We start from the raw sequence: 24105 nt of genomic DNA, 5'->3' as shown, positions 1-24105 counted from the left end.
GCGTAGCGGTTCAGCGCTTGCCCGGCGGCATCCCGTACAGGTGTGTGATCGGCAGCCGCAGCAGCACCCGCCGGTCGGTGACCATCGCCTGGCGGTACTCGTCCCAGTCCGGGTGCTCACCGGCGACATTGCGGTACAGCGCGATCAGCCCCTCGACGGTGTCGTCGTCCGGCGCGGCCGCCGGCGCGCTGAGCACGGCGTCACCTTCGGCGACCGCGTACGACCAGCCGTCGTCGGAGGCCACCAGCAGCGATGCCCGCGGATCTCGGCGCAGGTTGCGGGTCTTGGCCCGCGGCTCGGTGATCGACACCTCGATCGCCAGGTCTCGGGTGTCGAAGTGATAGGTCACGTTGGACAACTGGGGCCGGCCGTCGCGCTTGATGGTGGCCAGCACGCCCAGCGAGTTCCCCGCGATGAGCGCCAGCAGCTTGTCGTCGAACACGTCACGGCCCATAACGTCGACACTACGTCGGTAACCTCGGGTCATGACGCGCTACGCGGCTTTCCTGCGCGGGGTCAACGTCGGCGGCGTCACACTAAAGATGGCCGACGTGGCAACCGCATTGACCGACGCCGGATTCGGCGCCGTGCGCACCATCCTCGCCAGCGGCAACGTCGTGCTCGACGCGTCCGGTTCGGCGGCCACGGTGCGGATGAAGGCCGAAGCCGCGCTGCGTGAGGCGTTCGGCTACGAGGCGTGGGTTCTGGTCTACGACCTCGACACCGTGCGCGCCATCGCCGAGGCCTATCCGTTCGAGCCCGAGGTCGAGGGCCACCACTCCTATGTGACGTTCGTCAGCGACCCGGCGGTGCTCGACGAACTCGCCGGCTTGGCCGACGGCGCCGGCCCGCACGAGAAGATCGCCCGCGGCGACGGAGTGCTGTACTGGCAGGTGCCCAAGGCGGCGACCCTGGACTCCACCATCGGCAAGACGATGGGCAAGAAGCGCTACAAGTCCTCGACCACCACCCGCAACCTGCGCACGCTGGCCAAAGTCCTGCGCTGAGCCGCGCCGGTAGTGTTTTCAGTGATGAACCAGCCTGTCGAACTCACCGGCGTCTCCGAGACCGCACTGCTAACCCTCAACGGCCGCGCCCACCAGGCGAGCCTGCCCGGGGCGATCCTGCACGACCCGATGGCCATCGAACTGCGCGACGCGATCGCCTTCGACTACGACAAGTTCGGGCGCAAGGGCCAGGAGATGGCGCTGCGGTCGCTGGCGGTGGACCGCTGCGCCGTCGACTACCTGCGCACCCACCCCAAGGCCACGGTCGTGGCGCTGGCCGAAGGTTTCCAGACCAGCTTCTGGCGGCTGACCGAGGCCCTGCCCAACAGCGAGTTCAGCTGGGTGTCGGTGGATCTGCCGCCGGTCATCGAGATCCGCGAACGCCTGCTGCCGCCGGACCCCCGCATCACCAACCTGGCGCAGTCCGCACTGGACTACAGCTGGATGGACAAGGTGGACAGCAGCAACGGCGTGTTCATCACCGCCGAGGGCCTGCTGATGTACCTGCAGCCGCACGAGGCGATGGAGCTGATCACCCAGTGCGCCAAGCGTTTTCCCGGCGGGCAGATGTTCTTCGACCTACCGCCGGTGATGGTCAAGAAGCTCGCCCCGAAAGGGATGCGTTCCTCCAAGCACTACCGGGTGCCCCCGATGCCGTTCAGCCTGTCGGTGGACCAGCTCGCCGATCTGGTCCGCACGGTGCCCGGCGTCAAGGCCGTGCGCGACATCCCGATGCCCAGGGGCCGCGGCTTCTTCTTCGAGAAGGTGTTCCCGGCGATCTGGGGCTTTCGCCCGGCCAGGAACCTGCGCGGGGCCTACACGGTGCTGGAGTTCGGCTGAGGGCTCAGCCGAAGGCGGCGTCGAGGTAGCGCAGCGCCTCGGACTTACCCAGACCCAGCGCCCGCGCGGTCTCGGCATAGGCGTTGGCCGCGGCGGCCATCGCCGCATCGGCCGGGTCAGCGCGGGCCACGAACGTCCCGAACCGGCCCCTGGTTTCGACGATTCCCGCCGTCTCCAGCTCCCGATAGGCCCGGGCGACGGTGTTGACGGCCAGTCCCATGTGCCCGGCCAACTCGCGCACCGTCGGCAGCCGAGTGCCCGGTGGCAACCGACCGGTGCGCACACCGTCGATGATCTGAGTCCTCAACTGATCAAATAGCGGTTTCGGCGCGTGGGTATCCACGCGCAACCAATCCCCCAACTCCGACACCCGCTCAGTATCGCTGAGACCGGCTATTTTGGTGGATGTGCGTATCGCGGTGCTCAGCGGGGCGGGGATCTCAGCCGAAAGCGGAGTACCGACGTTCCGGGACGACAAGAACGGTTTATGGGCCAAGTACGACCCCTATGAACTCTCCAGCACCGACGGCTGGCAAAGGCATCCCGAACGGGTGTGGGCCTGGTACCTGTGGCGTCATCACCTGGTTGCCACCGTGGAACCCAACAACGGCCACCGCGCGGTCGCGGCATGGCAGGACTACGCCGACGTCACCGTCGTCACCCAGAATGTCGACGATCTGCACGAGCGGGCCGGCAGCACGCCGGTGCACCACCTGCACGGCAGCCTGGCCGAGTTCTGGTGCGACACCTGCGGTTCGCGCTATCACGGCCCGCTGCCGGACATGCCGGAGCCGCAACTGGAGAAGATGCCGCCGACGTGTGAGTGCGGCGGCCTGATCCGGCCCGGCATCGTGTGGTTCGGCGAGCAGCTACCCGACGAGCCGTGGCAGGCCGCCGTCGAGGCGGTCGCCACCGCAGACGTCCTGGTGGTGGTCGGCACCTCGGGCATCGTCTACCCGGCGGCCGGTCTGCCCGACGTGGCACGTGCCCGCGGTGCGATCGTCGTCGAGGTCAATCCCGAACCCACACCGCTGTCGGATAACGCGACGCTCGTGATCCGGGAGTCGTCGAGCACGGCGCTGCCCACCCTGCTGCAGAAGTTGCCCGAACTTCTAGGTAGCTAACGCCCGGCCCAGCGCGACTTCCTGCACCGGCAGCGGCACCCACGCCGGGAATGTCGCCTCGTGCCGGGCGGTCTGGATGGAAAAGCCCGCGCCGGCGATCGCCCGTTCGGTCTCCCGGTGAGTGTGGCAGTTTCCCGCCATCCGCGGCCAGATCGTCGCGTCGGCCACCCGCTGCAGCCCGCCGCGCCAGCCCGGCTGGGCGATGTGCTCGAAGTAGCGCAGTTCACCACCGGCCTTGAGCACCGACTTCAATTGGCGCAGAACAGCTTCCGGATTATCCACCGAGCACAGCACCAGTGAGCAGACCACCGCGTCGAACGGTTCAGTGGCATGCATGGTCTCGACCGTGGTTTCGATCACGGTGATCGGAACCCGCCCGGCGGCGGCAGCCGCCCTGGCTTGCGGGGCCAGCCGGGTTTCGGGCTCCAGGGCGACGACCTCGGCGACGGTGTCGGGGTAGAACTCGAAGTTGGTTCCGGTCCCGGCGCCGATCTCGAGCACCCGCCCGCTCAGGCCGGCCAGGTTCTGGGTGCGCATCTTCTTCATCGCACCCGACTCGTGGGCTGACATCACCGTCCAGAACCGGGCGAAGAACGGATTGTCGAAAGTCTGTGCCGTCATCGTCGAGGGTCCTTTCGCCGACTGTCCCTCAACGCTAACCGCCGCCGCGTGCCCCGACGGCGGCGGGCACCGGCTCCGGTGGCGCCTCGCTGAAACCGAACCGCTGGTGCAGCCGGACCAGCGGCTTGGGAGCCCACCAGTTCCACCGGCCCATCACGTGCATGAACGCCGGCAGCAGCGCCATCCGCACCAGGGTGGCGTCGACCAGAACGGCCAGCGTCAGCCCCACCCCGAACACCCGCATGAACGACACCTGGGCGGCAATCAGCGCGGCGAAGGCAATGGCCATGATGAGCGCGGCGGCAGTGACCACCCGGCCGGTGCGGGCCAGCCCGAGCGCCACGCTCTCGTCGTTGTCCTCGCGTGTCTTATTGGAAGCCAGCCAGTACTCCCGAATGCGGGCCACCAGGAACACCTCGTAGTCCATCGAGATGCCGAAGGCGATGCAGAACAGCAGCACCGGCATGTTGGCTTCCATGGTCCCGGTCGGGGTGGTGCCGAAGGCGCCGAGATGGCCTTCCTGGAAGATCCACACCAGTGCGCCGAAGGCCGCCGACAGCGATAACACGTTGAGCACCAAGGCTTTCAGCGGCAACACCACGCTGCCGGTGAGCAGGAACAGCAGCGCAAACGTGATGATCGCGATCAGCCCGAGCACCAACGGCACCCGCGAGACGATGGCGTTGACGTTGTCGCGGTTGACCTGTGCGCCGCCGGTGATCAGCACGTCGCGCCCGGCCGGGGCCGGCACGGCGTGCAGCCGGTCGAGTTGAATCTTGGACGCATCGGAGAACAGCGGGGTGGTGCTGCGCACGGTGAGATAGGCGCTGCCCTCGGCGATCCCCGACGGCGCCGAGGCCGGGCCGACCTTCTTGCCGTTGACGAACGTCGCGGTGGGCGCCGACACCAGCGCCACGTCCGGGATCCGGGACAGGTCGCCGGCGTAGCGTTCCATCTCCACCGGGGCGATGCCGTCGGCGTCGGGGATCACCATGGACACCGCGGTGGAGAAATCGCTGGCGAAGTCGTTGCGCAGCTGGTCGCCGACCTGGTGGGTGGACGCGCTCTTGGGCAGCACCCGGTCATCGGGGTTGCCGAACTGGATGTGCAGGAACGGAACACCGAGCAGCACCAGCAGCGCGACGATCGCGGTGCCGATCGGGATGGCCCGCCGCATCACGAATTTCGTTGAGCGATACCAGAAGTGGAGTTCCAGGGGCTTGTCGACGGGTTCGGGTCGCTTGAAGACCCGGCGCAGGAACCGGCGAATGTCCAGCGCGTCGAGCCGGTCGCCCAGCAGCACGATGGCAGCGGGCGTGACGATCACCGCCGCGGCGGCCGCGAAGGCGACGGTGGCCACGCCGGCGTAGGCGAACGACTTCAGGAAGTACATCGGGAACAGGATCAGCACCGACATCGACAGCGCGACCGTGATCGCGGAGAACAACACGGTGCGCCCGGCGGTGGCCATGGTGCGCCGCAGGGCACTGTCGCGGTCGGCGCCGCCGGCGAGCTCGTCGCGGTAGCGGCTCAGGATCAACAGCGTGTAGTCGATCGCCAGCGCCAGACCGAGTGCGGTGGCCAGGTTCAGCCCGAAGATCGACACGTCGGTGACGAAGGTGATGAGCCGCAGCACCGACATCGCGCCGAAGATGGCCATCATCCCCACGGCGATCGGCAGGGCCGCGGCCACCAGGCCGCCGAACACCCAGATCAGCACCAGGAAGCTCAGCGGAACCGCGATCGACTCCATCATCAAGAGGTCGCGTTCGGTCTGCTTGGTGATCTGGGAGTAGATCATCGCGGTGCCGCCGGCGCGCACCGTCACCCCGTCCTTACCGTCGCCGATCTGCTTGACCAGGGCGGTGGCGTGCTTCTGGGCGTTGTTCTCCCCGCCGTCCAGGACGGCGACGATCAGCCCGGTTTTACCGTCGCGGCTGATCAGCTCGCCGGCGGCCGCCGGCGGTGAGGTCCATGCCGAGCTGATGCGCAGCACGTAGGGCGAGGCTGAGAGCTGGTTGACGATGCCGGTGGCCACGGCGCGGGCCGACGGGCCGGCGGCGCCGTCGGGGGCGGTGACGGTCAGCAACAACTGCTGCTCGCTCTGGCCGAATTTCTCGCTGAGCAGCCGCGATGCCTGGCTGGACTCCGAGGTGGGGTCCTGAAACCCGCCCGCGGACAGGCTCATGGCGACCGGGACGCCGAATATCGCGGTGGCGACCATGACGGCGGCGGCCACGGCGATGACGCGCCGGGGCGCGCTGAGGGCGAGGTGCGCCAGTTTTTGCAGCACGTTCCCATCTTTACCGCTGGTCACCAGCCGAAATGCCGGTATTCGATGACGCAACGATGACTTATGCCGTCAACCGACCTGACTCCGGAGTAAGAATTGCCACCATTTTCCGAATCGTGACTCAATGATTCCTTAATGGTGACCCATACGCTCAGTGTCATGTGGATCGACGACACCAGTGCAGATGTCATCAAGGTCGACTTCGACGCGCTCTACCACGGTGATGTCCTCGTAGAGGGCGACACCTCCGAGCAGTTCGAGGATCGTCCTCCGCTGGCAACCGCCAGCTGACCTGAAACGCCGAAAGGCGCCAGCACCGCAGGTTCGCGGTGTGGCGCCAGTCGGGGTTTACGACGTTCCCGCGCGACCTGCGCGGCGTGCCCGCCTGATGATCAGGCGGGCACTTTTGCGTCCTGGCCCGAGGTGACCATGCCGGCCAGCCGGCCGGTGATGATGTCCTCGGCCTCAGAAACGATGCGGCTGACGAGCTCACCGACAGTCGGGATGTCATGGATCAGGCCCATCACGGTGCCCACCGTCCAGATCCCGGCATCGACGTCACCCTCGTCGAAGACCCGCCGCCCGCGCACACCGGCCACCAGGTCCTTGACGTCCTCGAACTGACCGCCGTCGGAGAGGATCTGCACCACCTCACGTGAGACCACGTTGGAGGCCACCCGCGCGGTGTTGTGCAGGCTGCGGAAGATCAGCTCGGTGCCACGCTCGTCACCGGCGACGATCGCTTCCTTGACGTTCTGATGGATGCAGGACTCCACCGTGCACATGAACCGGGTGCCCATGTTGATGCCATCGGCCCCCAGCGCCAGCGCCGCCACCAGGCCGCGGGCATCGCCGAAACCACCCGAGGCGATCATCGGGATCTCGATCTCTTTGGCCGCGGCCGGGATCAGCACCAGCCCGGGAACGTCGTCCTCACCCGGGTGGCCGGCGCACTCGAACCCGTCGATGCTGATGCCGTCCACACCCAGGCTCTGGGCCTTGACCGCATGGCGCACCGAGGTGCACTTGTGCAACACCTTGATGCCGTTGTCATGGAACATCGGCAGATGCGGCGCCGGATTGGAGCCCGCCGTCTCGACGATCTTCACACCCTCGGTGACGATCACCTGCCGGTACTCGTCATAGGGCGGCGGGTTGATCGCCGGCAGGATCGTCAGGTTCACCCCGAACGGCTTGTCGGTCAGCTCGCGGGTCTTCTGGATTTCCTTGGCGAGATCCGCCGGAGTCGGCTGAGTCAACGCGGTGATGAACCCGAGCCCACCCGCATTGGCAACGGCCGCAACGAGTTCCGCGCGACCGACCCACTGCATACCGCCCTGGGCAATCGGATGCTCCACACCGAAGACCTCGGTGAACTTCGTCTTGAGCGCCATGTCGATGTCCTCGCTCTACCGCGGAGCCATGCGGATCGCGCCGTCGAGGCGGATCACCTCGCCGTTGAGCATCGGGTTCTCGACGATGTGCACGGCCAGGGCGCCGTACTCGTCGGGATCACCCAGGCGCGCCGGGTGCGGCACCTGCTGACCCAGCGACTTCTGTGCCTCTTCGGGCAGCGAGCCCAGCAGCGGGGTCTTGAACAGGCCGGGGGCGATGGTGACCACCCGGATCAGGCTGCGCGACAGATCGCGCGCGATCGGCAGGGTCATGCCGACGACGCCGCCCTTGGAGGCCGAGTAGGCGGCCTGGCCGATCTGGCCGTCGAATGCGGCAACCGACGCGGTGTTGATGATGACGCCGCGCTCTTCGCCGTTGAGGGGCTCGGTCTTGGCGATCCGCTCAGCGGCCAGGCGCAGCACGTTGAACGTGCCGATCAGGTTGACCTCGACGACCTTGCGGAAACCGTCCAGCGGGAAGGGCCCGTCCTTGCCGAGGGTCTTGATCGCGTTGCCGATGCCGGCACAGTTGACGTTGATCCGCACCGGACCCAGCGACTCAGCGATGTCGAGCGCCTCGGTCACAGCCGCTTCGTCGGTGACGTTGGCCGCGACGAACTTCGCGCGGTCACCGAGTCCGGCGACCACCTCTTCGCCCTTGAGGTCGATCACGACCACCGACGCGCCGGCATCGAGCAGCCGCTTGGTGGTGGCGAGACCGAGCCCGGAGGCACCGCCGGTAACTACCGCTACCGAGTCCTTGATCAGCACAGATGTGTTCCTTTCAGTATGTCGACCTACTGGTTGGTTGGGACTATACCCAGTCGCGAAGAACGGCCTCGGTGTCGGCTCCCGGAATGCCAGGCTCGCGGGGCTTGTCGGGCGACGTCCGTGAGAACCGCGGCGCGGGAGCGGGGAACAGCGAGCCGTTCTCGCTGTAGAACGTGTCGCGCTCGGTGTTATGCGCCTCGGTCTCGACTTCGCCGAACGACAGCACCGGGGTGACGCAGGCGTCGCTGCCGGCGAAAACCTTGGCCCAGTGGTCGCGGTCGTGCTCGGCGAACTTCGCGGTCAGGATGGCGCGCAGCTCGGGCCAGCGCGCGATGTCGTTCTGGTCGGGCAGATCGGCCGATCCCAGCCCGAGCTTGTCGATCAACTCGGCGTAGAACTGCGGCTCGATCGAGCCGACCGCGACGTGGCGGCCGTCGGCGCACTCGTAGGTGTCGTAGTAGGGGGCGCCGGTGTCGAGCATGTTGGTGCCGCGGGTGTCGCCCCACATCCCCATGTGCCGGAAGGCCCACATCATGGTGGCGAGCACGCTCGAGCCGTCGACCATCGCGGCGTCGACCACCTGGCCCTTGCCGGAGCGCTCCCGCTCCCACAGCGCGGCCAGGATTCCGACGAGCAGGAACATCGAACCGCCGCCGAAGTCGCCGACGAGGTTCAGCGGCGGAACCGGGCGCTCGTTGACCCGGCCGACGGCGTGCAGCACACCGTTGAGCGAGATGTAGTTGATGTCGTGGCCGGCCTGCTGGCTGCGCGGGCCGGTCTGGCCCCAGCCGGTCATGCGGGCATAGATCAGGCGCTCGTTGACCTTGGCGCAGTCCTCCGGGCCCAACCCGAGGCGTTCGGTGACGCCTGGCCGGTAGCCCTCGATGAGGACGTCGGCCTTGGCGATCAGCCGCAGGACCAGGTCACGATCTTCGGGATCCTTGAGGTTGGCGGCCACCGATCGGCGGTTGCGCAACAGGTAGTCGTTGCTGGCCTTGGTCGGAATGCCCGGGCCCTTGCCGGGCCGTTCGATGCGGACCACGTCGGCACCAAGGTCGCCGAGGATCATCGCGGCGTGCGGACCCGGACCGATGCCCGCCAACTCGACGACTCGCAAACCCTGAAGTGGTCCCGCCATTGCCCTACCTTCCAGTTGGTTGATCGCCCGGATAGCTTAGGCTGCCGCCATGACCACGCTTGACTCGCCCGACACCTACACCGGCATCGCGGATCTGGCGGTGTCGCTCGACGACGGTGTGTTGTCGGTGACATTCAACCGGCCCGACAGCCTCAACTCGCTCAACGCGGCGATGCTCACGACGGCGGCCGACACGCTGGAGCGTGCGGCATCGGACCCCCGGGTCAAGGTGGTGCGCCTCGGCGGAGCAGGCCGCGGGTTCTGCTCCGGGGCGGGCATCAGCGCCGAAGACCAGTCCAACCGCAGGTTGGATACCCCCGACGAGGTACTACTCGAGGCCAACCGCACGGTGCGCGCCATCACGGCCCTGCCCAAACCGGTGGTGGCGGTGGTGCACGGGGCCGCGGCCGGTGTCGGGGTGTCCTTGGCCCTGGCGTGCGACATCGTATTGGCTTCGGAGAAGGCGTTTTTCCTGCTGGCGTTCACCAAGATCGGGCTGATGCCCGACGGCGGCGCGTCGGCGTTGGTGGCCGCCGCGATCGGCCGGATTCGTGCGATGCGGATGGCACTTCTGGCCGAACGCATCTCGGCTGCCGAGGCTTTCGACTTCGGCCTGGTGAGCGCGGTGCATCCGGCCGATGAACTCGACGCGGCGGTGGCAAAGGTGATCGAGACTCTGGTGTCGCGGCCCGCGGTGGCGCTGCGCAAGACCAAGCAGGCCGTCAACGACGCGACACTGACCGAACTGGAGGCTGCGATCGGACGCGAGGTCGACGGCCAGCGAATCCTGTTGGCGTCCCATGATTTCCGCGAGGGAACCAAGGCGTTCCAGGAAAACCGCACGCCCACCTTCACCGACGAGTAGCGCGGCCGCCCGCCTCCACGCTGAAAATCGGTGGACTCGACCCCGTTCGGTCGTGGACCATCGACTCCATGGGCACGCCGTGTGAGGTAGACCCGCCGGTGCGGACCACCGGCGGCTGGCGTGTGCTCGCCCCCTTCGGGTTCCGCGAGTTCCGCCTGCTGATCGCGGCGATGTCGCTGTTCCTGTTCGCCGAAGGTATGTGGACCGTGGTGATGGCCCTTCAGGTCATCGCGCTGGCCGACGACCCCGCCGCGCTGTCGCTCGTCGCGGCCTGCCTCGCCGGCGGAATGCTGGCCTTCATGCTCGTCGGCGGGATTGTCGCCGACCGTGCGCCACAACGGGCAATCATCATCGCCGTCGAGGCCGCCAATGCCACAGCCACCGGCGCTGTTGCCCTGCTCGGCTTGCTCGGCGAACTGCGACTCTGGCATATGGCCGTTGCCGCAACGGTTCTCGGCGTCGGTGCGGCGTTCTTCTTCCCCGCCTACAACGCTTATCTGCCCAGGATCCTGCCGGCCGAGCACCTGCTGGCCGCCAACGGGGTCGAAGGCGCAGTCCGCCCGACCCTGCAGCAAGCCATCGGCCCCGCGGTGGCCGGTGTCCTGGTCGGGCTCACCTTCCCCGCACTCGGCTCGGTGACGGTGACCGCGCTGATGGTGATCGGTCTGGTCCTTCTGGTGTCGATGCGCCGGGGCGACGGCGAGCACATCGTGCTGACCGTCGACCGCGAAAAGCCGCACGTATTCACCGATCTGCGTGACGGTCTGCGCTTCGTGCTGCACACGCCGTGGCTGCGCTGGACCCTGCTGTTCGCCAGCACCTGGGTATTCCTGGCATTGGGCCCGATCGAGGTGCTGTTGCCGTTCATCGCGCGCGAGCGGTTCGCGCACGGGTCGCAGGTGTACGGGCTGATGCTCGCCGCGTTCGGAGTTGGCAGCGCGATCGGCGCCGTCGTGGTGTCGTCACGACCACTGCCGCGGCGCTACCTCACGGTGATGATGACGATGTGGGGCGTCGGCTCGTTGCCGTTCGTGATCGTCGGCACGACCTCCTCGCTGCCGGTGATGCTGATCGCGCTGTTTCTCATCGGTCTCGCCGAGGGCGCCGGCGTCATCTGGGGCACCCTGCTGCAGCGCCGCGTGCCGCCGGCGATGCTGGGCCGCGTCTCGAGCCTGGACTTCTTCGTCTCGCTGGCCTTCATGCCGGTGTCGATGGCCGTGGCAGGCCCGCTCTCGAAGGTGGTGCCAGTCGAGTACATCTTCGGTGCGGCGGGCGTGCTGCCGGTGCTGCTGGCGGCGATCGCCTTGGTGGCGGCTCGGATGCCGCGCGACGAGATCGCCAACCCGCTGGGTTAGAGGCCGAACAGCGGGGGCAGGGCCAGCACCATGATCAGCCCCCACACCACGTGGGTGAGCACAGGTGCCAGCACTCCCCCGGTGGCCCGTCGCTCCCAGGCGCACACCGTGCCGAGGATGATCGCGGCGAACCCCAGCATGGGGTTGCCGCTCGCCGAGGTCGCCACCGTGTAGAGCAGCGTGGAGATCAGCACCGGGTGGAATGCACCGAGCGCGGTGTACAGCGCACCGCGGAAGAACAGTTCCTCGGCGAAGCCGTTGACCAGCGTGATGACGACGATCAGGGTGAGGTTGCCGTGGTTGGTGTACTCCAGCACGCGGGTCACGCGTTCGGCGATCAGCGGGATCTCGCGTACCACCAGACCACCGGCCAGGAACACCACGCCGAGGCCCAACCCGACGGCGACCCCGGTGATGACGGGTCGCTGGTTGCGCCCCTGCCACCGGATACAGCCCAGGTGAAGCGGCCCGGACAGCATCGCACCCGCCGTCCACACCGCGGCCAGCACCAGTGTCAGCCAGTAGAAGTTCTCGTCACCGGGGCGCCGGCTCAACGAATACCCGAGCAGTACCGCGCCGAGCACCAGCACGACGCACACCAGGATCCGTCGGCGGCGCACCACCGAGGGCCATTCCTGACGCGGCACAGCGATGTTCGCGGCCACGGCGCGGATCTGCGACAGCAGGGTCATCGTGTCGGCACCTTAGCCAATACGAAATCCAGCCCGGTGCGCAGCACCCCGGCCAGCGGGCCGGGCACCGCGGCGAACAATCCGAGCGCCGAGCGCGCTACCGAAGGCGTCACCGTGGCGGCGAGCCGCTGCAGTCGCAGGGTGTCCCCGCCGGCCCAGACCGGGTCGCTGTCGGCGAGGTGGTGCGGGTCGGCGAGTTGGTCCACCGGCCGCGGCGCCGGACTGGATACCGCGGCGGCGATGGCGTCGTCGATCTCGGTGAGACCGCCCGGCGGATCCGGCACGTAGTCACCCAGCACGGTGTCCGAGGCGGTCATCGGATGGTCCAGCGATTCGATGAGATCGGCGGCCAGTCCGCTGGGCACCGGTACCGCGGCACCCGCCACCCGGCCGACGAGTGCGTGTGGGATGACGTCATGAACCGGCAGTCCGGCCCGCACCGCTCCCGTCGCATCGACATAGCTTTCCAGCAGTCCGCGGTATGTGGTGGTCGTCGGCCCGACTATGTCGTAGGCGCCGGCCGGGACGCTGGCCGGGTCGGCCGCCAGCAGCAGGTAGTAGAGGACGTCGCGGATGGAGATCGGGTCGATGTCGTTGTCGGCCCACGGCGGCAGCGGGATCAGCCAGAACCGGTCGCCGACGTAGCGCACCATCTCGAACGACGTCGACCCGGCGCCGAGGATGACCGCCGCACCCAGCCACACCAGTTCCGGGCCGCCGTCGACGGACAATGCCGCGGCGACTTCGGCCCGCCCGGCCAGGTGCTCCGACAGGGCGCCGTCGTCGGGGACGAACCCGCCGAGATAGACGATGCGCCGCACTCCTGCAGCCGTGGCGGCGGCGGCGACGATCGCCGCGCCGGAGTTGTCGCGGTCCCGGTAGCCCTTGATCCCGATGCCGTGCACCAGGTAATAGACGACGTCGATCGGCCCGGCAACAGCAAAGGCCGCCTCGACGGTGTCCGGGTCATCGGCGTCGAATAGCACCCCGTCCACCCGGTCACACCAGCCGAAGCGGCCGAGTTTCTCGGGGTCGCGGGTGGCGGCCACCACCTGGTGGCCGTCCCGCAGGAGTTCGGCCACCAGCCGTGAGCCCACATATCCGGTGGCGCCGGTGACCAGGATGCGCATTGCTTCCACGGTACGAAATATTGGCGCTGCGGACGTGACGCAAACCTGACGTCGGTGTGAGATCGACCTCTACGTCGACGTCGCGCCGCGGTGCAGGGTCATCAGATCCTCGTAGACCGCGGCGTTGACCCGGTTGCCGGCCAGTTCGGCATCGCTGAGTTCGCGGCGGACCTTGCCGGGAACGCCGGCGATCAGCGAACGCGGGGGGACGACCACGCCCTGCGGCACGAGTGCCCCGGCGGCCACGATGGAGCCGGCGCCGATCACCGCGCCGTTGAGCACGATCGCGCCCATTCCGATCAGGCAGCCGTCCTCGACAGTGCAGCCATGGAGCACGGCGTTGTGGCCGACGGTCACGCCGCTGCCCAGGCTGAGCGGGTATTCGGGGTCGACGTGCAGGGTCGCGCCGTCCTGGATGTTGGTTCCGGCGCCGACCTCGATCGGTTCGGCCTCGGCCCGCAGTGTCGCGGAGTACCACACGCTGGACCGCGCGCCCAGCCGGATCCAGCCGATGAGGCTGGCGTTGGGGGCGACCCAGGCTTCCGGGTGTAGTTCGGGGGTGCGTCCGTGCAGCGAGACGATCAGGGGCTCGGCCATGGCCGACATCGTAGGCGGACCATCGCCCGGCACCCTGAACAGGCCCTTTTGGGAGGGCTACCCGGCGGCCAGTACGATGCGTCAGGCGTCGCGGCGACCGGGGAACCCGCGACTCGCCGACTCCGGATGACCAGCTAGGAGCCGTTGTGAGCACTCGTACCAAGACCCTCGGCGTGGCCGCGGCCGTCGCCGCCATCGCCGTCGCGATCCCGACGGCCGTACAGGCCTACGCCGATCCGACCACCCCGACCACCGACACCGCGGCGCCGACCACCTCGGCGATACCGGTGCCGAGCATGACCCAGCTGCCGGATCCGCAGGGCCCGGGCTGCGACGCGTACAAGAACAAGGTGCCCACGGGTGCCGGTTCGATCACCAGCATGGGTAACCAGGTCGCCTCGGTGGCGATCGCCAACAACCCCGATCTGAGCACCTTCAGCGCAGCTATCTCCGGCAAGCTGAACCCGGCGGTCAACGTCACCTCGGTGCTCGACGGCGGCCCCTACGTCGTGTTCGCACCGACCGACGAGGCGTTCGCGAAGCTTGACGAGTCCACCCTGGCGACGCTGAAGAGCAATCCGGCGGTACTGCTGCCGACGGTCTTCTACCACATGGTGCTCGGCTACCTGGGCCCCAACGACGTCGCAGGCAAGATGCCCACGCAGGACGGCCGGCTGATCAGCGTCACCGGCAAGGGTGGCGACATCAAGGTCAACGACACCGCGAAGGTCGTCTGCAGCTACACCGCCAAGGGCGCCTACATCTACATGATCGACACGGTGCTGACCCCGAGTGAGGCGGGCACGACGACGTCGACCACCTCCACGTCGACCACCTCCACGACGGCCACTACGTCGAGCGAGGCGCCGACGACGTCGGCGACGTCGGCGACGTCGGCGACGTCGGCGACGCCGTCGACCACCAAGGCACCGAACGCCTAGTTAGCGCGCCTTCCACACCGGCGGGCGCTTCTCGGCGAAGGCCAGCGGCCCCTCCTTGGCGTCCTCGGACTTCATCAGGGCGCCGATCTCGCGCATGGTGCGCGACCAGCCGACCTCGTCGGCGGTGACAGTCCCGTCATCGACACCGACCGCGATGCGCTTGCTGGCCTGCACGGCCAGCGGCGCGTTAACGGTGATGCGTTGCGCAAGAGCCAACGCCGCCTCGACCACAGTGCCGTCGGGCGCCACCTGGTTGATCAGGCCCCACTGCAGCGCCTGGTCGGCGGTGATGGGTTCGCCGGTGAACAGCAGACCCATGGCCACCTTGCGCGGAAGTTGCTCGACGATGCGGAACACCCCGCCCGCCGCGGCCACCAGTCCGCGCTTGACCTCCGGTAGACCGAACGTGGCGCTCTGCGCGGCGACCACGAGATCACTGGCCAGCGCCAGCTCGGTGCCACCGCCCAGCGCGGTGCCGTTCACCGCGGCGATGGTGGGCTTGTCGATGACGTGCCGGACGTAACCGGCGAAACCCCATTCGGGGTGTTGCGGGTGAAAGATGTTCTCCCGCCGCGAGATTGCCTTGAGGTCGGCGCCGGCGCAGAACGACTTGTCGCCCGCACCGGTGACCACCACCGCCCACACCTCGGCGTCGTCCTGCGCCTGCTGCAGCGCGTCACCGAGGGCCGTGCTGACCGCGGCGTTGACGGCGTTGCGGGCCTCGGGCCGGTTGATGGTGATCAGCGCGACGTTGCCCCGCCGCTCGTAGAGAGCGGCGGGGGCTTGCACGTCTGACACCTCTAGAGCAGCTCGAGGATGGTGGCGTTGGCCTGGCCGCCGCCCTCACACATGGTCTGCAGGCCGTAGCGAATGTTGTTGTCCCGCATGTGATACAGCAGCGTGGTCAGGATGCGTGCACCCGAACCGCCGAGCGGGTGGCCGAGCGCGATGGCACCGCCGTTGGGGTTGAGCTTGGACTCGTCGGCACCGATGTCCTTGAGCCAGGCCATCGGAACCGGCGCGAACGCCTCATTGACCTCGAACACGCCGATGTCGTCGACGCTCAGGCCCGACTTCTTCAACGCCTTCTGGGTGGCCGGGATCGGAGCGGTCAGCATGATCACCGGGTCGGCACCGGCCAGGGTGGCGGTGTGCACCTTCGCCAGCGGCTTGAGGCCCAGGTCCTTGGCCTTCTCAGCCGACATGATCAGCAGCGCGGCCGAACCGTCGGAGATCTGGCTGGAGTTGCCGGCGTGGATCACGCCGTCCTCGGAGAACGCGGGCTTGATCTTGGCCATCGACTCGACGGTGCCGCCACGGCGGATACCGCCGTCCTCGAGCACCACCGTGTCGTTGCCGTCGGCGTCCTGAGTCTTGATGCCGACGATCTGATCCTTGAACGCACCGGAATCCTGTGCCGCAGCGGCCTTTTCATGCGATCGCAGGGAGAACTCGTCGAGCTGGGTGCGGCTGAAGCCCCACTGCTCGGCGATCATCTCGGCGCCGATGCCCTGGTTGGGCGTCTTGGCGTAGCGCGCCTTGAACGACGCCCCGTAGGGGTTGCCGCCGTTGGCCAGCGACGAGCCCATCGGGGTGCGCGACATGGACTCGACACCACCGGCGACGACGACGTCGTAGTGGCCGGCGATCACGCCGGCGACGGCGAAGTTCAGCGACTGCTGGCTGGAGCCGCACTGACGGTCCACCGTGACTCCGGCGACGGACTCCGGCCACCCGGCGCTCAGCGCCGCGGTGCGGGCGATGTCGAGTGCCTGCTCACCGGCCTGCATGACGCAGCCCCAGATCACGTCGTCCACGAGAGCCGGGTCGACACCGGCCCGCTCGACCAGGCCGTTGAGCACCTGGGCCGACAGCTCGGCGGGGTGCACTCCGGACAGTGCGCCGTTGCGCTTACCGACTGGTGAGCGCACAGCCTCGACAATGACCGCTTCAGCCATCGACCTTCTCCTTCTGCTGGGGTAAGACGAATAGTTAGTCCTCGATTAATAACACGCCTCATCAGACCGCCCCCGGGCGGGGCCAACCAACCGTTCGGTTAGGCGCGCACGCAGCGCATCGATTCTGCGGTGAGGGCGCCATTTCCGGCGATTCCCGCGCCCTCACCGCAGAATCGATGTGTCTTACTTGCCGCTGGTCACATGCACCGGCAGGTCGTCGTCCCACGGCTGGCGGGTGGCCATGTCGGCGACGGCCACCCAGCCGCGCTCGAACTCGCCGGTCGCGGCGTCGACGAGGCGGTACTCCTGGCGCTGCTTGTGCAAGGGCTGGGCGTCGAGCAGAACCACCCGCACCTCGCCGGGCTCGAACCCGCAGCGCTGCTGCATCGCGTTGATCAGCTGCTCGTTGTGCATGTGGCCGTCGCCGAAGTTCCAGCCGATGGCCATGCTGCAGATGCGTTCGCCGTCGGTGATCGAGTAGTCGTCCTCGTTCTGCCCGGCCATGGCGCGGTGGGCCAAGGTGAACAACGCCTTGCCGTGAGTGTTGAACGCGCGGAACGCATATCCCATGTAGATCGGGATCTGGGCGGCTTCCTTGCTGCCGTAGAACTTCTCCAGCTGGGCGGCCGGCATGTTGGCGATCGCGACCAGGTTCTTGTCGATCTTGGCCTCGGCTGAGGGCTTGATGCACCACAGCGTGGTGTCCCAGTTGCCGGCGTAGTAGCGCATACCAGGCAGGAAGGAGACCTTGCGCGGGACGGTGTTGCCGAGGAACACGAAGAACGCCAGCACCGCGAACAGCACGACCGGCCACGGACTGGTCAGGTCGGTGATGCCGATCTGGGCGTGCGCGACGAACAGCGACAGCACCGAGAAGATCATGAAGACGTTCCACTCCAGCGGCACGCCCATCGGGATAGCCGAGAGGATGCCGAGGTGAAAGCAGACCATCACGAACGCAGCGATGGCCGTCGGCCAGCCGCCGTGGGAGAAGAACAGCACCAGCGGGATGCCCATCTCGATGGCCGTGCTGACATGGGCCAGCACATGGGACAGCCGCCCGGGCCGCAGGTCCTCGGGAAAGTTCGCGAAGAACATCCGCTTGAGGAAGCGGGGCCGCATCACCGGGCTGTTGGACATCATCGTGGAGATGACGAATGGGAAGTGGCGGGTGAGCTTGGAGGTCGCGGCGCCGATCCAGATCGCCATGCACACCAGCTTGAGGGCGATGATGACGTCGACCCCGGCGAACAGGAAGGCCACCGCGAAGCTGGCATAGACCTCGCCGCGGGCGGCCAGGAAGATCACCTTGTCGCGCAGGCCGGCCAGCGCCAGCAGACCCAGGACGGCCGCGATCTGCCAGGTCGGCAGCAGACCCACCTCGGTGCCCAGTGCGGGGACGGGTCCGGTGCCGTTGGAGAACAGGGCGACCAGCAGCATGACGATCAGCGCCCCGTAGAGCGCGATGTCGACCGGTCCGCGACGATCACCCGTCGTCAGCGGCACCCGGTTCGGCCACGGTGGCAGCCGAATGGTGTTCGGCCGCAACCAGTAGATGATCGATCCCATCGGGGGGAAGAAGCGGTTGTTCAACGGCCCGAAGCCGCAGCCGAGGCCGACGACCTCGAACAGCATCGTGTAGAGCACGGCTTTCTCGAACACGATCGGCTCCGACCACCACTGGCCGATATTGCCCCATCCGTCAATTCCCTTGGTGGCCAACGCGAACAGCGCGCCGACGAAGATATAGAGCAGGATCTTGACGACGTAGAACAGATGCAGGATGACCGGCGTGCCGAACCCGACCTCGGCCCAGTGCCGGGCCATCGGCTTGATCTTCTCGGCCCGCGTGCCCTTGCTCCACGTCTCGAAGTCGATGACGGGTACTTCTTGCTTCAGAAACCCCATGCGGGCAAGACTAGAACGTGTTCTAGTGCCACGGGTGCACTTTCCCGCGCGGCGGGACTCTCGGTCAGGCCTTGGCGGGCGGGCGGTAGAAGATCGCCAGCTGGCCGATGCCGCCGACCAGTCCCAGCCCCACCGCGATGGCCAGCCCCGGCCACCCGTGCAACAGGTCGTACAGGCTGGTCCCCTTGAACAGTGCGTAGTCCAGGCTGAGCTTGCCTGCCCCGGTGGCGGCCAGCGCGACCGCTGCCGCCGCCAGCACCAGGTTGTACTCCCAGCCCTCCTTGACGATGAAGAAGCCGTTGTGCCGGTGCACCGTCCACGCCGCGACGAGCATGAGCGCCACGAAACCGGCGGCGGTGACGGGCGTGAGCAGTCCGACCGCCAGGCCCAGACCGGCCGACACCTCGGTGGTCGCAGCCACCCGGGCATGGAACGTGCCCGGCTTCATGCCGATGCTCTCGAACCAGCCGGCCGTGCCCTTGATGCGGCCGCCGCCGAAGAACTTGTTGTAGCCGTGGGCGGCCATGGTCAGGCCGAGCACCAGCCGCAGGAGGAGCAATCCGACGTCGTAGGCAGTCACGCCGCTAAACCTAGGGCATCGGAGCCTGCGGCGTTACTCCTCAACGGCCAAACGCAATTCTCAATCGGTCAACGTAGTCGTCGACGTCGAGGTTGCCGGAATCGCCGTGCACGCTGATGGTCACGACGTCACCGAGGCCGTGCACACCGTGGGTCAGGCTCATCATCGGCGACAGCGCGGAGAACCCGGCCGCGAACAACACCGGCAATCCACCGAACGACAGGTCCGCCGGTCCGCGGTTCACGCTGGAGACCACCGTGTTCCCGGTGACCGTCGGTGAGCGGGCCGACGGGTCGAATTGCCGCACACCCCAGCGCAACAACGCCGCGGGGGTCGCGGCGAAGGCGGCGGCCGACGCCCGCAGCGCGGGGTGCTCGCCGCGGCGGCGCTGGGCGGCCAGCTCGGCTCCGATCAGCTGCGCCCGCCTGGCGCGGTCGACGTCGGGATGCAACCGGATGCCGACGTTGCGAAAGTTGTTGTGGGCGCCCGAATCCTGCGGTCCGGCCATGGTGACTTCGGCACCCAGCGCAGAGGTGTCCTCGCCCCGCGCGCGAAGATATCCGCCCAGCGCCTCGGACACCGCGACCAGCACGCCGATCGTCACCGTCGGCGTGGCCAGCTCGTCGCGCCGTGCCACCAGCGTGCGCACCACCGATGCCGCGCCCGGCCGCCGGTTGATGCTCAGCGGCGGGCACCCCGGCACGGGCGGCGGCACCAGACCGGCCTCCGTGTCGCGCACCAGCGCGCGGTGGGCCCGCGCGGCGGCGATCCCCCGGGCAGGCAGGAATCCGCGCCGGCGCGCGACGGGCACCGGGACGGGCTGTCGACGGCCCAGCAGCGCGCCGGCGAGCGCGGTCCCCCGGCTGCCGTCGGCGTAGGCATGACCTAACTGCATCACCACCACCGAGCCGATGCCGGAGCAGCCGGGGATGTCGCGCACCGCGGGGTAAATGAAGGCACGCCAGGTCATCTGGTGAAGGTCGAGCTGGTTGCCACGCAGCCGCGCCGCAGCGTCGAGGCAGTCCTGCCAGCCCAGTGCGGGCCCGTCGTGTACCACGAACTGCCCGGCGTCGACCGCACCGTGCTGCCATCTTGGGTACCGCCACGTGCCCGCCTCGACCACCCGCAGCCGCAGCTCGTCACACGCCTGTGCGCGCTGCATCAGCTCTTCGACGGCGGCGCCCGGGTCGGCCGGGGAACCGTCGAAGGCATACAGCACGATCTGGTCGCTGCGGGTGACGGCCGACATCCAGAACATCTGCGCGTCGACCGCGGTCATCGCTCTGGTTGCCGGCCTCACGAACCGAGGAAGTCCAGGATCCGCCGGGCCACCGTGTCGGGCTGTTCGAGTTGCAGGAAATGCCCGGCGTTCTCGACGATCGCAACGTCGCTGCCCGCCGGCAGTACGTCACGCACCCACGGCGTGAATTCCGCTGTCATGCAACCGTCGTCGTTGCCGTGCAGGTACAGCGTGGCCAGCCGGGGCGGTTTGGTCCACCAGCGGTGCAGCTCCGCGTAGCGGGCCGGCGGCTTGGTGTTGCGGATGGTGGCGCGGTACGGGCCGAGGGCGGCACGCCAGTACTGCGGAGCACCGATCGCGGCGTCGACGTGGCGCAGATCCTCGGCGGCGTTGTACCCCGGCGACCAGCGCCGCCACAGCAGCGGCACGATCCACGATCCCGACCGTTCCGGCAGCCCGGGCAGCTGGAAGTAGCTGATGTACCAGCTGCGCACGACCTGGGCCGGCAGCAGCCGCAGCAGCTTGCCCCGGTTGGGCACCTTGCCATCCGGATTGAGTGCGGCCGACGGCGGCACCGACATCACCACGGCCTTCACGAACGGGCTGTCGGGCAGCGCCGCCAGCCCGGTCGCGGTAATGGCGCCCCAGTCGTGGCCGATCACCACGTCGCGGTCGGTCGGGCCGCAGGCTTCGCGCACCTTGAGCGCGTCGTCCATCAGTGCGCCGATGTGGTAGCTGCGGTCCGATGGGATCGACGACGGCACGTAGCCGCGCATGAACGGCGCGACCACCCGGTAGCCCGCCGCGACCAGATGCGGGGCGAGCTTGCGGAATCCGTAGGGGGTGTCGGGAAAACCGTGCAGGCACAACGCAATCGGGCCCTCATCGGGTCCCCACGTCAGCGCCCGCAAATGCACAGCGGGGGCGTCGACATCGATCCAGCGCGGCGTGGGCATGGTCGCTAGATCGGGTCGAAGCCCGAGATCAGCCAGCGGTCACCGACCTTGTCGAGGGTGACCCGGACGCTGGATGAGGTGTTGGTCGGGGCGTCGCTGCCCACCACCACGGTCTGGTCGACGAACAGCAGCACCACCGCATGATTGTCCTTGGCCGTCACCGGCGCGGCGGCGGGCACTGTCGCCAGCGCGGAGATCTTCTTCTCTTTGGCTCCCGGGATCACGACGGTGTTCACCAGTTGGGTGTAGGCGTCCAGGAAGTTGCCGGTGAGCCGGTCGCGGGCGGCGCCCAGATCCTTCTCGACGGTGTCGGGCTTGTAGCTCAGCAGCGCCACGGTGGAGTCCTTGGCCGCCGCGACCGCGGCCTGCGCCGCACTCTTGGCGTCGCGGCGCGAGGAGTCCTCCCACTTCAGGTAGCCGGCGCCAGCGCCGAGCAGCAGGGCCAGCACCGGCAGGATCACGAACGCGACCAGGCGCGCCCAGCTGAAGCCCTTCTCCGGCGCGGGCTCGGCGACCACCTCGGCGTCGTCGATGTCCTCGGCCGCAACGTCTGCTTTGTCGTCGGGCGTCGTCACTGTACGAACTCCACTTTCGAGACCTTCGCTTCGTCGGCGCCAGTCTTCTTCACCGTCAGGCGCATCCGCCAGTTGCGCGGCGGCTGGTTCTGGGCGCCGGCGTTCTGGGTTTTGACGGTCACGGCCACCAGGACTTGACCCTCGGCGCCGTTGACCGACTCAAGGCCCGCCTCGTTGACGGTGCCTTCGGATTTGGACTTGGCCTGCTTGACGACATCGATGAACGGCTGGGACCGCTTGGCGAAGTCGTCGTAGAAGGCGTCGGTGGCGGAGTCGAGGATGCGCTTCACGTCGTCGTCGGCATGCTCGAAGTCGATGGTGGTCAGGTTGATCGCACCCTGGCGGCCGACGCTGACCAGCAGTTCGTCGAGCTGCTGGGCTTGCCGTGCCTGGTAGGCCCGATAGCCGAGCCAGCCGGTGAGACCCCCGAGTGCGACGACGATGCCCAGGCCCACGACCAGCGCGATCTTGACGTGCGACCACGGCGCCCTGGCTGCCTTGACCTCGTCGACGGCTTCGGCTTCCTCGATGGCTTCCTCGGCGGCCTCGTCGGCCGCCTCGGTGGTCACCTCGTCTTCGGGCACGTCTGGCTCGTTGGCCATGCTTGCTCCCTCCGGCACGTCGGAACGATCGTCCCCGCTGCGGCGCAAGGGTACCGGTAGTGCCTGGAGCAGCGGTCAGCGGTTCGTTGTCGCGACCTCCAACTCGCTGATGACGATCTTGCGCATTCCGAGCATGGCGGCGCTCGCCGCGGCCGCGCGGTCGGAATCAGACAGCAGCTCCAGCAAGCGGGTGGGCACCACCTGCCAGCTCACGCCGAACCGATCCTTGAGCCACCCGCACTGGGATTCCTGCCCGCCGTCGAGCAACGCGTACCAGTAGTGGTCGACCTCGTCCTGGTCGGCGCACTCGATGAGGAAGGAGATCGCCTCGGTGAAGGCGAACACCGGACCGCCGTTGATACCGGTGAACCGGGTGCCGTCGAGTACGAAGGCAGCCGATACGACGCGGCCGGGGGTGCCCGGCCCGGCCTCGGTGTAGCGGCTCATGTGTTCCACCGACGAGTTGGGGAAGATCGCGGTGTAGAACTGCACCGCCTCCTCCAGCTCGTCGTCGAACCACAGGCACGGGGTGATGGACGGCATCGGGCTTCTCCTCTGTTGGTCGGCTTCAAAGAGGTAGACCCGCAGGGCTGGCGAAAGTCATCAGCAGGCCCTGGGTAACGTGCTTTCCAGACTCGGCCGAGAGGATGCCTGTGACCAGCACGACCAGTGGTGCGCAGACCGTGGAGTTCCGCGGTGAGGACGAGCTGACCCTGGTGGGTGACGAGTGGAACCGCGACGCGACGGACCGGCCGACGATCCTGATGCTGCACGGCGGGGGCCAGAACCGCTTCTCCTGGAAGAACACCGGGCAGGTGCTGGCCGACCGGGGCCTGCACGTGGTCGCACTGGACGCGCGCGGCCACGGTGACAGCGACCGCGCGCCGAACGGCGTCTACACCGTCGACGCGCTGTGCGGTGACGTCCTGCGCGTCCTGGACCAGATCGGGCGGCCGGTGGTGCTGATCGGGGCCAGTATGGGCGGGTTGACCGGCATCCTGGTGGCCAAGCTGGCCGGCCCGCAGAAGGTCACGAAACTGGTTCTGGTCGACGTGGTTCCGCGGATCGAGGAGAAGGGCACCTCCCGCATCCACGACTTCATGGCCGGCCACGTGCACGGCTTCGACACCCTCGAGCAGGCCGCCGACGCGATCGCCGCCTACCTGCCGCACCGCAAGCGCACGAAGAACCTCGACGGACTCAAGAAGAACTTGCGGCACCGCGACGGGCGCTGGTTCTGGCACTGGGACCCGGCGTTCCTCAAGCCGGTCGAGGCCGAGGAGTTCGTCCGTGTCGAGGAGTTGGAGCAGGCCGCCGCCGAGCTGACCATTCCGATCCTGCTCATCCGCGGCAGGCAGTCCGACGTGGTCAGCACCGAGGGCGTCGAGGACTTCCTGGCCAAGGTGCCCCACGCCGAGTTCGTCGAACTCTCCGAGGCCGGCCACACGGCGGCCGGTGACGACAACGACGCGTTCAGCGACGCCGTCGTCGCCTTCGTCACCCCGTGACCGGCAGGCG

The 24105-nt window shown here is 68.0% G+C and carries 27 protein-coding genes; 8 read left to right on the top strand and 19 right to left on the bottom strand.

What is annotated here, in order from left to right; genetic code table 11:
- Positions 1–10 precede the first annotated feature (10 nt).
- The gene (locus tag HBE64_RS05435) at positions 11–454 is read right to left on the bottom strand and encodes a PPOX class F420-dependent oxidoreductase (RefSeq protein WP_167098737.1); all 444 of its coding nucleotides are present in this window, start codon (positions 452–454) and stop codon (positions 11–13) included.
- Positions 455–485: 31 nt separating this feature from the next.
- Between HBE64_RS05435 and HBE64_RS05430 the strand changes: the two genes are divergently transcribed.
- Both HBE64_RS05430 and HBE64_RS05425 read left to right on the top strand, forming a co-directional pair.
- Complete coding sequence (locus tag HBE64_RS05430) at positions 486–1007, top strand: DUF1697 domain-containing protein (RefSeq protein ID WP_167098734.1); 522 nt, start codon at positions 486–488, stop codon at positions 1005–1007.
- A 24-nt stretch (positions 1008–1031) separates the two neighbouring features.
- Positions 1032–1847: a class I SAM-dependent methyltransferase gene (locus HBE64_RS05425; protein WP_167098731.1), complete on the top strand. Its 816-nt coding sequence runs from the start codon at positions 1032–1034 to the stop codon at positions 1845–1847.
- 4 nt (positions 1848–1851) lie between these two features.
- Here the strand turns inward: HBE64_RS05425 and HBE64_RS05420 are convergent, their stop codons facing one another.
- Positions 1852–2217 (bottom strand): GntR family transcriptional regulator, encoded by a 366-nt coding sequence (locus tag HBE64_RS05420; protein WP_167098729.1) that lies wholly within the window; start codon positions 2215–2217, stop codon positions 1852–1854.
- 37 nt (positions 2218–2254) lie between these two features.
- On the opposite strand from HBE64_RS05420, the gene HBE64_RS05415 reads away from it, so the two are divergent.
- Positions 2255–2971 (top strand): NAD-dependent deacylase, encoded by a 717-nt coding sequence (locus HBE64_RS05415; RefSeq protein WP_167098726.1) that lies wholly within the window; start codon positions 2255–2257, stop codon positions 2969–2971.
- On the opposite strand, the gene HBE64_RS05410 is transcribed toward HBE64_RS05415, so the two are convergent.
- Both HBE64_RS05410 and HBE64_RS05405 read right to left on the bottom strand, forming a co-directional pair.
- Positions 2960–3592, bottom strand: a complete 633-nt coding sequence (locus tag HBE64_RS05410; RefSeq protein WP_167098723.1) for a class I SAM-dependent methyltransferase — start codon at positions 3590–3592, stop codon at positions 2960–2962. The genes HBE64_RS05415 and HBE64_RS05410 overlap by 12 nt on opposite strands.
- A 34-nt stretch (positions 3593–3626) precedes the next feature.
- Positions 3627–5885, bottom strand: coding sequence for an MMPL family transporter (locus tag HBE64_RS05405; protein ID WP_167098720.1), 2259 nt, complete (start codon positions 5883–5885; stop codon positions 3627–3629).
- 159 nt (positions 5886–6044) lie between these two features.
- Here HBE64_RS05405 and HBE64_RS24840 point away from each other — a divergent pair, with 159 nt between their 5' ends.
- The gene (locus tag HBE64_RS24840) at positions 6045–6176 is read left to right on the top strand and encodes a hypothetical protein (RefSeq protein ID WP_156432744.1); all 132 of its coding nucleotides are present in this window, start codon (positions 6045–6047) and stop codon (positions 6174–6176) included.
- 101 nt (positions 6177–6277) lie between these two features.
- Here the strand turns inward: HBE64_RS24840 and HBE64_RS05400 are convergent, their stop codons facing one another.
- From HBE64_RS05400 to HBE64_RS05390, 3 genes are read right to left on the bottom strand one after another with little or no spacing between them, the layout of a single operon-like run.
- Complete coding sequence (locus tag HBE64_RS05400) at positions 6278–7279, bottom strand: nitronate monooxygenase family protein (protein ID WP_167098717.1); 1002 nt, start codon at positions 7277–7279, stop codon at positions 6278–6280.
- Between the two features lie 15 nt (positions 7280–7294).
- On the bottom strand, positions 7295–8050 hold the full coding sequence (locus tag HBE64_RS05395) for a 3-hydroxyacyl-CoA dehydrogenase (protein ID WP_167098713.1): 756 nt from the start codon (positions 8048–8050) through the stop codon (positions 7295–7297).
- 43 nt (positions 8051–8093) lie between these two features.
- Entirely contained in the window at positions 8094–9188 is a 1095-nt protein-coding gene (locus tag HBE64_RS05390; protein ID WP_167098710.1) for a CaiB/BaiF CoA-transferase family protein, read from the bottom strand.
- Positions 9189–9237: 49 nt separating this feature from the next.
- On the opposite strand from HBE64_RS05390, the gene HBE64_RS05385 reads away from it, so the two are divergent.
- A complete protein-coding gene (locus HBE64_RS05385; protein ID WP_167098707.1) occupies positions 9238–10053 on the top strand; it encodes an enoyl-CoA hydratase in 816 nt (271 codons plus the stop codon).
- A gap of 68 nt (positions 10054–10121) precedes the next feature.
- On the top strand, positions 10122–11408 hold the full coding sequence (locus tag HBE64_RS05380) for an MFS transporter (RefSeq protein ID WP_167098704.1): 1287 nt from the start codon (positions 10122–10124) through the stop codon (positions 11406–11408).
- On the opposite strand, the gene HBE64_RS05375 is transcribed toward HBE64_RS05380, so the two are convergent.
- From HBE64_RS05375 to HBE64_RS05365, 3 genes are read right to left on the bottom strand one after another with little or no spacing between them, the layout of a single operon-like run.
- The gene (locus HBE64_RS05375; protein WP_167098701.1) at positions 11405–12100 is read right to left on the bottom strand and encodes a CPBP family intramembrane glutamic endopeptidase; all 696 of its coding nucleotides are present in this window, start codon (positions 12098–12100) and stop codon (positions 11405–11407) included. The genes HBE64_RS05380 and HBE64_RS05375 overlap by 4 nt on opposite strands.
- The gene (locus HBE64_RS05370) at positions 12097–13239 is read right to left on the bottom strand and encodes an NAD(P)H-binding protein (RefSeq protein WP_167098698.1); all 1143 of its coding nucleotides are present in this window, start codon (positions 13237–13239) and stop codon (positions 12097–12099) included. The genes HBE64_RS05375 and HBE64_RS05370 overlap by 4 nt, the downstream gene beginning before the upstream one ends.
- A gap of 60 nt (positions 13240–13299) precedes the next feature.
- On the bottom strand, positions 13300–13836 hold the full coding sequence (locus tag HBE64_RS05365; protein WP_167098695.1) for a gamma carbonic anhydrase family protein: 537 nt from the start codon (positions 13834–13836) through the stop codon (positions 13300–13302).
- A gap of 137 nt (positions 13837–13973) precedes the next feature.
- On the opposite strand from HBE64_RS05365, the gene HBE64_RS05360 reads away from it, so the two are divergent.
- Positions 13974–14768, top strand: coding sequence for a fasciclin domain-containing protein (locus HBE64_RS05360; RefSeq protein WP_167098691.1), 795 nt, complete (start codon positions 13974–13976; stop codon positions 14766–14768).
- Here the strand turns inward: HBE64_RS05360 and HBE64_RS05355 are convergent, their stop codons facing one another.
- From HBE64_RS05355 to HBE64_RS05315, 9 genes are all read right to left on the bottom strand, one after another.
- The gene (locus HBE64_RS05355) at positions 14769–15566 is read right to left on the bottom strand and encodes a crotonase/enoyl-CoA hydratase family protein (RefSeq protein ID WP_167098688.1); all 798 of its coding nucleotides are present in this window, start codon (positions 15564–15566) and stop codon (positions 14769–14771) included.
- A 2-nt stretch (positions 15567–15568) separates the two neighbouring features.
- Complete coding sequence (locus HBE64_RS05350; RefSeq protein ID WP_167098685.1) at positions 15569–16726, bottom strand: thiolase family protein; 1158 nt, start codon at positions 16724–16726, stop codon at positions 15569–15571.
- A gap of 183 nt (positions 16727–16909) precedes the next feature.
- A complete protein-coding gene (locus tag HBE64_RS05345) occupies positions 16910–18634 on the bottom strand; it encodes a DUF3556 domain-containing protein (RefSeq protein ID WP_167098681.1) in 1725 nt (574 codons plus the stop codon).
- A 64-nt stretch (positions 18635–18698) separates the two neighbouring features.
- Positions 18699–19214 carry a DoxX family protein gene (locus HBE64_RS05340; RefSeq protein WP_167098678.1) on the bottom strand — a complete coding sequence of 172 codons (516 nt, stop codon included), beginning with the start codon at positions 19212–19214 and terminating at the stop codon, positions 18699–18701.
- Between the two features lie 40 nt (positions 19215–19254).
- Positions 19255–20493, bottom strand: a complete 1239-nt coding sequence (locus HBE64_RS05335; RefSeq protein ID WP_167098676.1) for a WS/DGAT domain-containing protein — start codon at positions 20491–20493, stop codon at positions 19255–19257.
- Positions 20494–20510: 17 nt separating this feature from the next.
- The gene (locus HBE64_RS05330) at positions 20511–21410 is read right to left on the bottom strand and encodes an alpha/beta fold hydrolase (RefSeq protein WP_167098673.1); all 900 of its coding nucleotides are present in this window, start codon (positions 21408–21410) and stop codon (positions 20511–20513) included.
- Positions 21411–21415: 5 nt separating this feature from the next.
- Positions 21416–21985 carry a hypothetical protein gene (locus HBE64_RS05325; RefSeq protein WP_208300571.1) on the bottom strand — a complete coding sequence of 190 codons (570 nt, stop codon included), beginning with the start codon at positions 21983–21985 and terminating at the stop codon, positions 21416–21418.
- Positions 21982–22587, bottom strand: a complete 606-nt coding sequence (locus HBE64_RS05320; RefSeq protein ID WP_167098670.1) for a tetratricopeptide repeat protein — start codon at positions 22585–22587, stop codon at positions 21982–21984. The genes HBE64_RS05325 and HBE64_RS05320 overlap by 4 nt, the downstream gene beginning before the upstream one ends.
- A gap of 75 nt (positions 22588–22662) precedes the next feature.
- Positions 22663–23130, bottom strand: a complete 468-nt coding sequence (locus HBE64_RS05315) for a VOC family protein (protein WP_167098667.1) — start codon at positions 23128–23130, stop codon at positions 22663–22665.
- Positions 23131–23234: 104 nt separating this feature from the next.
- On the opposite strand from HBE64_RS05315, the gene HBE64_RS05310 reads away from it, so the two are divergent.
- Positions 23235–24095, top strand: a complete 861-nt coding sequence (locus tag HBE64_RS05310; RefSeq protein WP_167098664.1) for an alpha/beta fold hydrolase — start codon at positions 23235–23237, stop codon at positions 24093–24095.
- Positions 24096–24105: the final 10 nt, after the last annotated feature.

Origin of the sequence: Mycobacterium sp. DL592, assembly GCF_011694515.1 — a bacterium.
Classification (GTDB): Bacteria; Actinomycetota; Actinomycetes; order Mycobacteriales; family Mycobacteriaceae; genus Mycobacterium.
Note: the sequence above shows the minus strand (reverse complement) of the source record. Positions and strands in the feature narration are given on the sequence as shown.

Bases quoted from the DNA above. Each gene is read 5' to 3' on its own strand.
- HBE64_RS05435 (WP_167098737.1), bottom strand. From the start codon at position 454: ATGGGCCGTGACGTGTTCGACGACAAGCTGCTGGCGCTCATCGCGGGG.
- HBE64_RS05430 (WP_167098734.1), top strand. From the start codon at position 486: ATGACGCGCTACGCGGCTTTCCTGCGCGGGGTCAACGTCGGCGGCGTC.
- HBE64_RS05425 (WP_167098731.1), top strand. From the start codon at position 1,032: ATGAACCAGCCTGTCGAACTCACCGGCGTCTCCGAGACCGCACTGCTA.
- HBE64_RS05410 (WP_167098723.1), bottom strand. From the start codon at position 3,592: ATGACGGCACAGACTTTCGACAATCCGTTCTTCGCCCGGTTCTGGACG.
- HBE64_RS24840 (WP_156432744.1), top strand. From the start codon at position 6,045: ATGTGGATCGACGACACCAGTGCAGATGTCATCAAGGTCGACTTCGAC.
- HBE64_RS05400 (WP_167098717.1), bottom strand. From the start codon at position 7,279: ATGGCGCTCAAGACGAAGTTCACCGAGGTCTTCGGTGTGGAGCATCCG.
- HBE64_RS05390 (WP_167098710.1), bottom strand. From the start codon at position 9,188: ATGGCGGGACCACTTCAGGGTTTGCGAGTCGTCGAGTTGGCGGGCATC.
- HBE64_RS05385 (WP_167098707.1), top strand. From the start codon at position 9,238: ATGACCACGCTTGACTCGCCCGACACCTACACCGGCATCGCGGATCTG.
- HBE64_RS05380 (WP_167098704.1), top strand. From the start codon at position 10,122: ATGGGCACGCCGTGTGAGGTAGACCCGCCGGTGCGGACCACCGGCGGC.
- HBE64_RS05375 (WP_167098701.1), bottom strand. From the start codon at position 12,100: ATGACCCTGCTGTCGCAGATCCGCGCCGTGGCCGCGAACATCGCTGTG.
- HBE64_RS05365 (WP_167098695.1), bottom strand. From the start codon at position 13,836: ATGTCGGCCATGGCCGAGCCCCTGATCGTCTCGCTGCACGGACGCACC.
- HBE64_RS05350 (WP_167098685.1), bottom strand. From the start codon at position 16,726: ATGGCTGAAGCGGTCATTGTCGAGGCTGTGCGCTCACCAGTCGGTAAG.
- HBE64_RS05345 (WP_167098681.1), bottom strand. From the start codon at position 18,634: ATGGGGTTTCTGAAGCAAGAAGTACCCGTCATCGACTTCGAGACGTGG.
- HBE64_RS05335 (WP_167098676.1), bottom strand. From the start codon at position 20,493: ATGACCGCGGTCGACGCGCAGATGTTCTGGATGTCGGCCGTCACCCGC.
- HBE64_RS05330 (WP_167098673.1), bottom strand. From the start codon at position 21,410: ATGCCCACGCCGCGCTGGATCGATGTCGACGCCCCCGCTGTGCATTTG.
- HBE64_RS05320 (WP_167098670.1), bottom strand. From the start codon at position 22,587: ATGGCCAACGAGCCAGACGTGCCCGAAGACGAGGTGACCACCGAGGCG.
- HBE64_RS05315 (WP_167098667.1), bottom strand. From the start codon at position 23,130: ATGCCGTCCATCACCCCGTGCCTGTGGTTCGACGACGAGCTGGAGGAG.
- HBE64_RS05310 (WP_167098664.1), top strand. From the start codon at position 23,235: ATGCCTGTGACCAGCACGACCAGTGGTGCGCAGACCGTGGAGTTCCGC.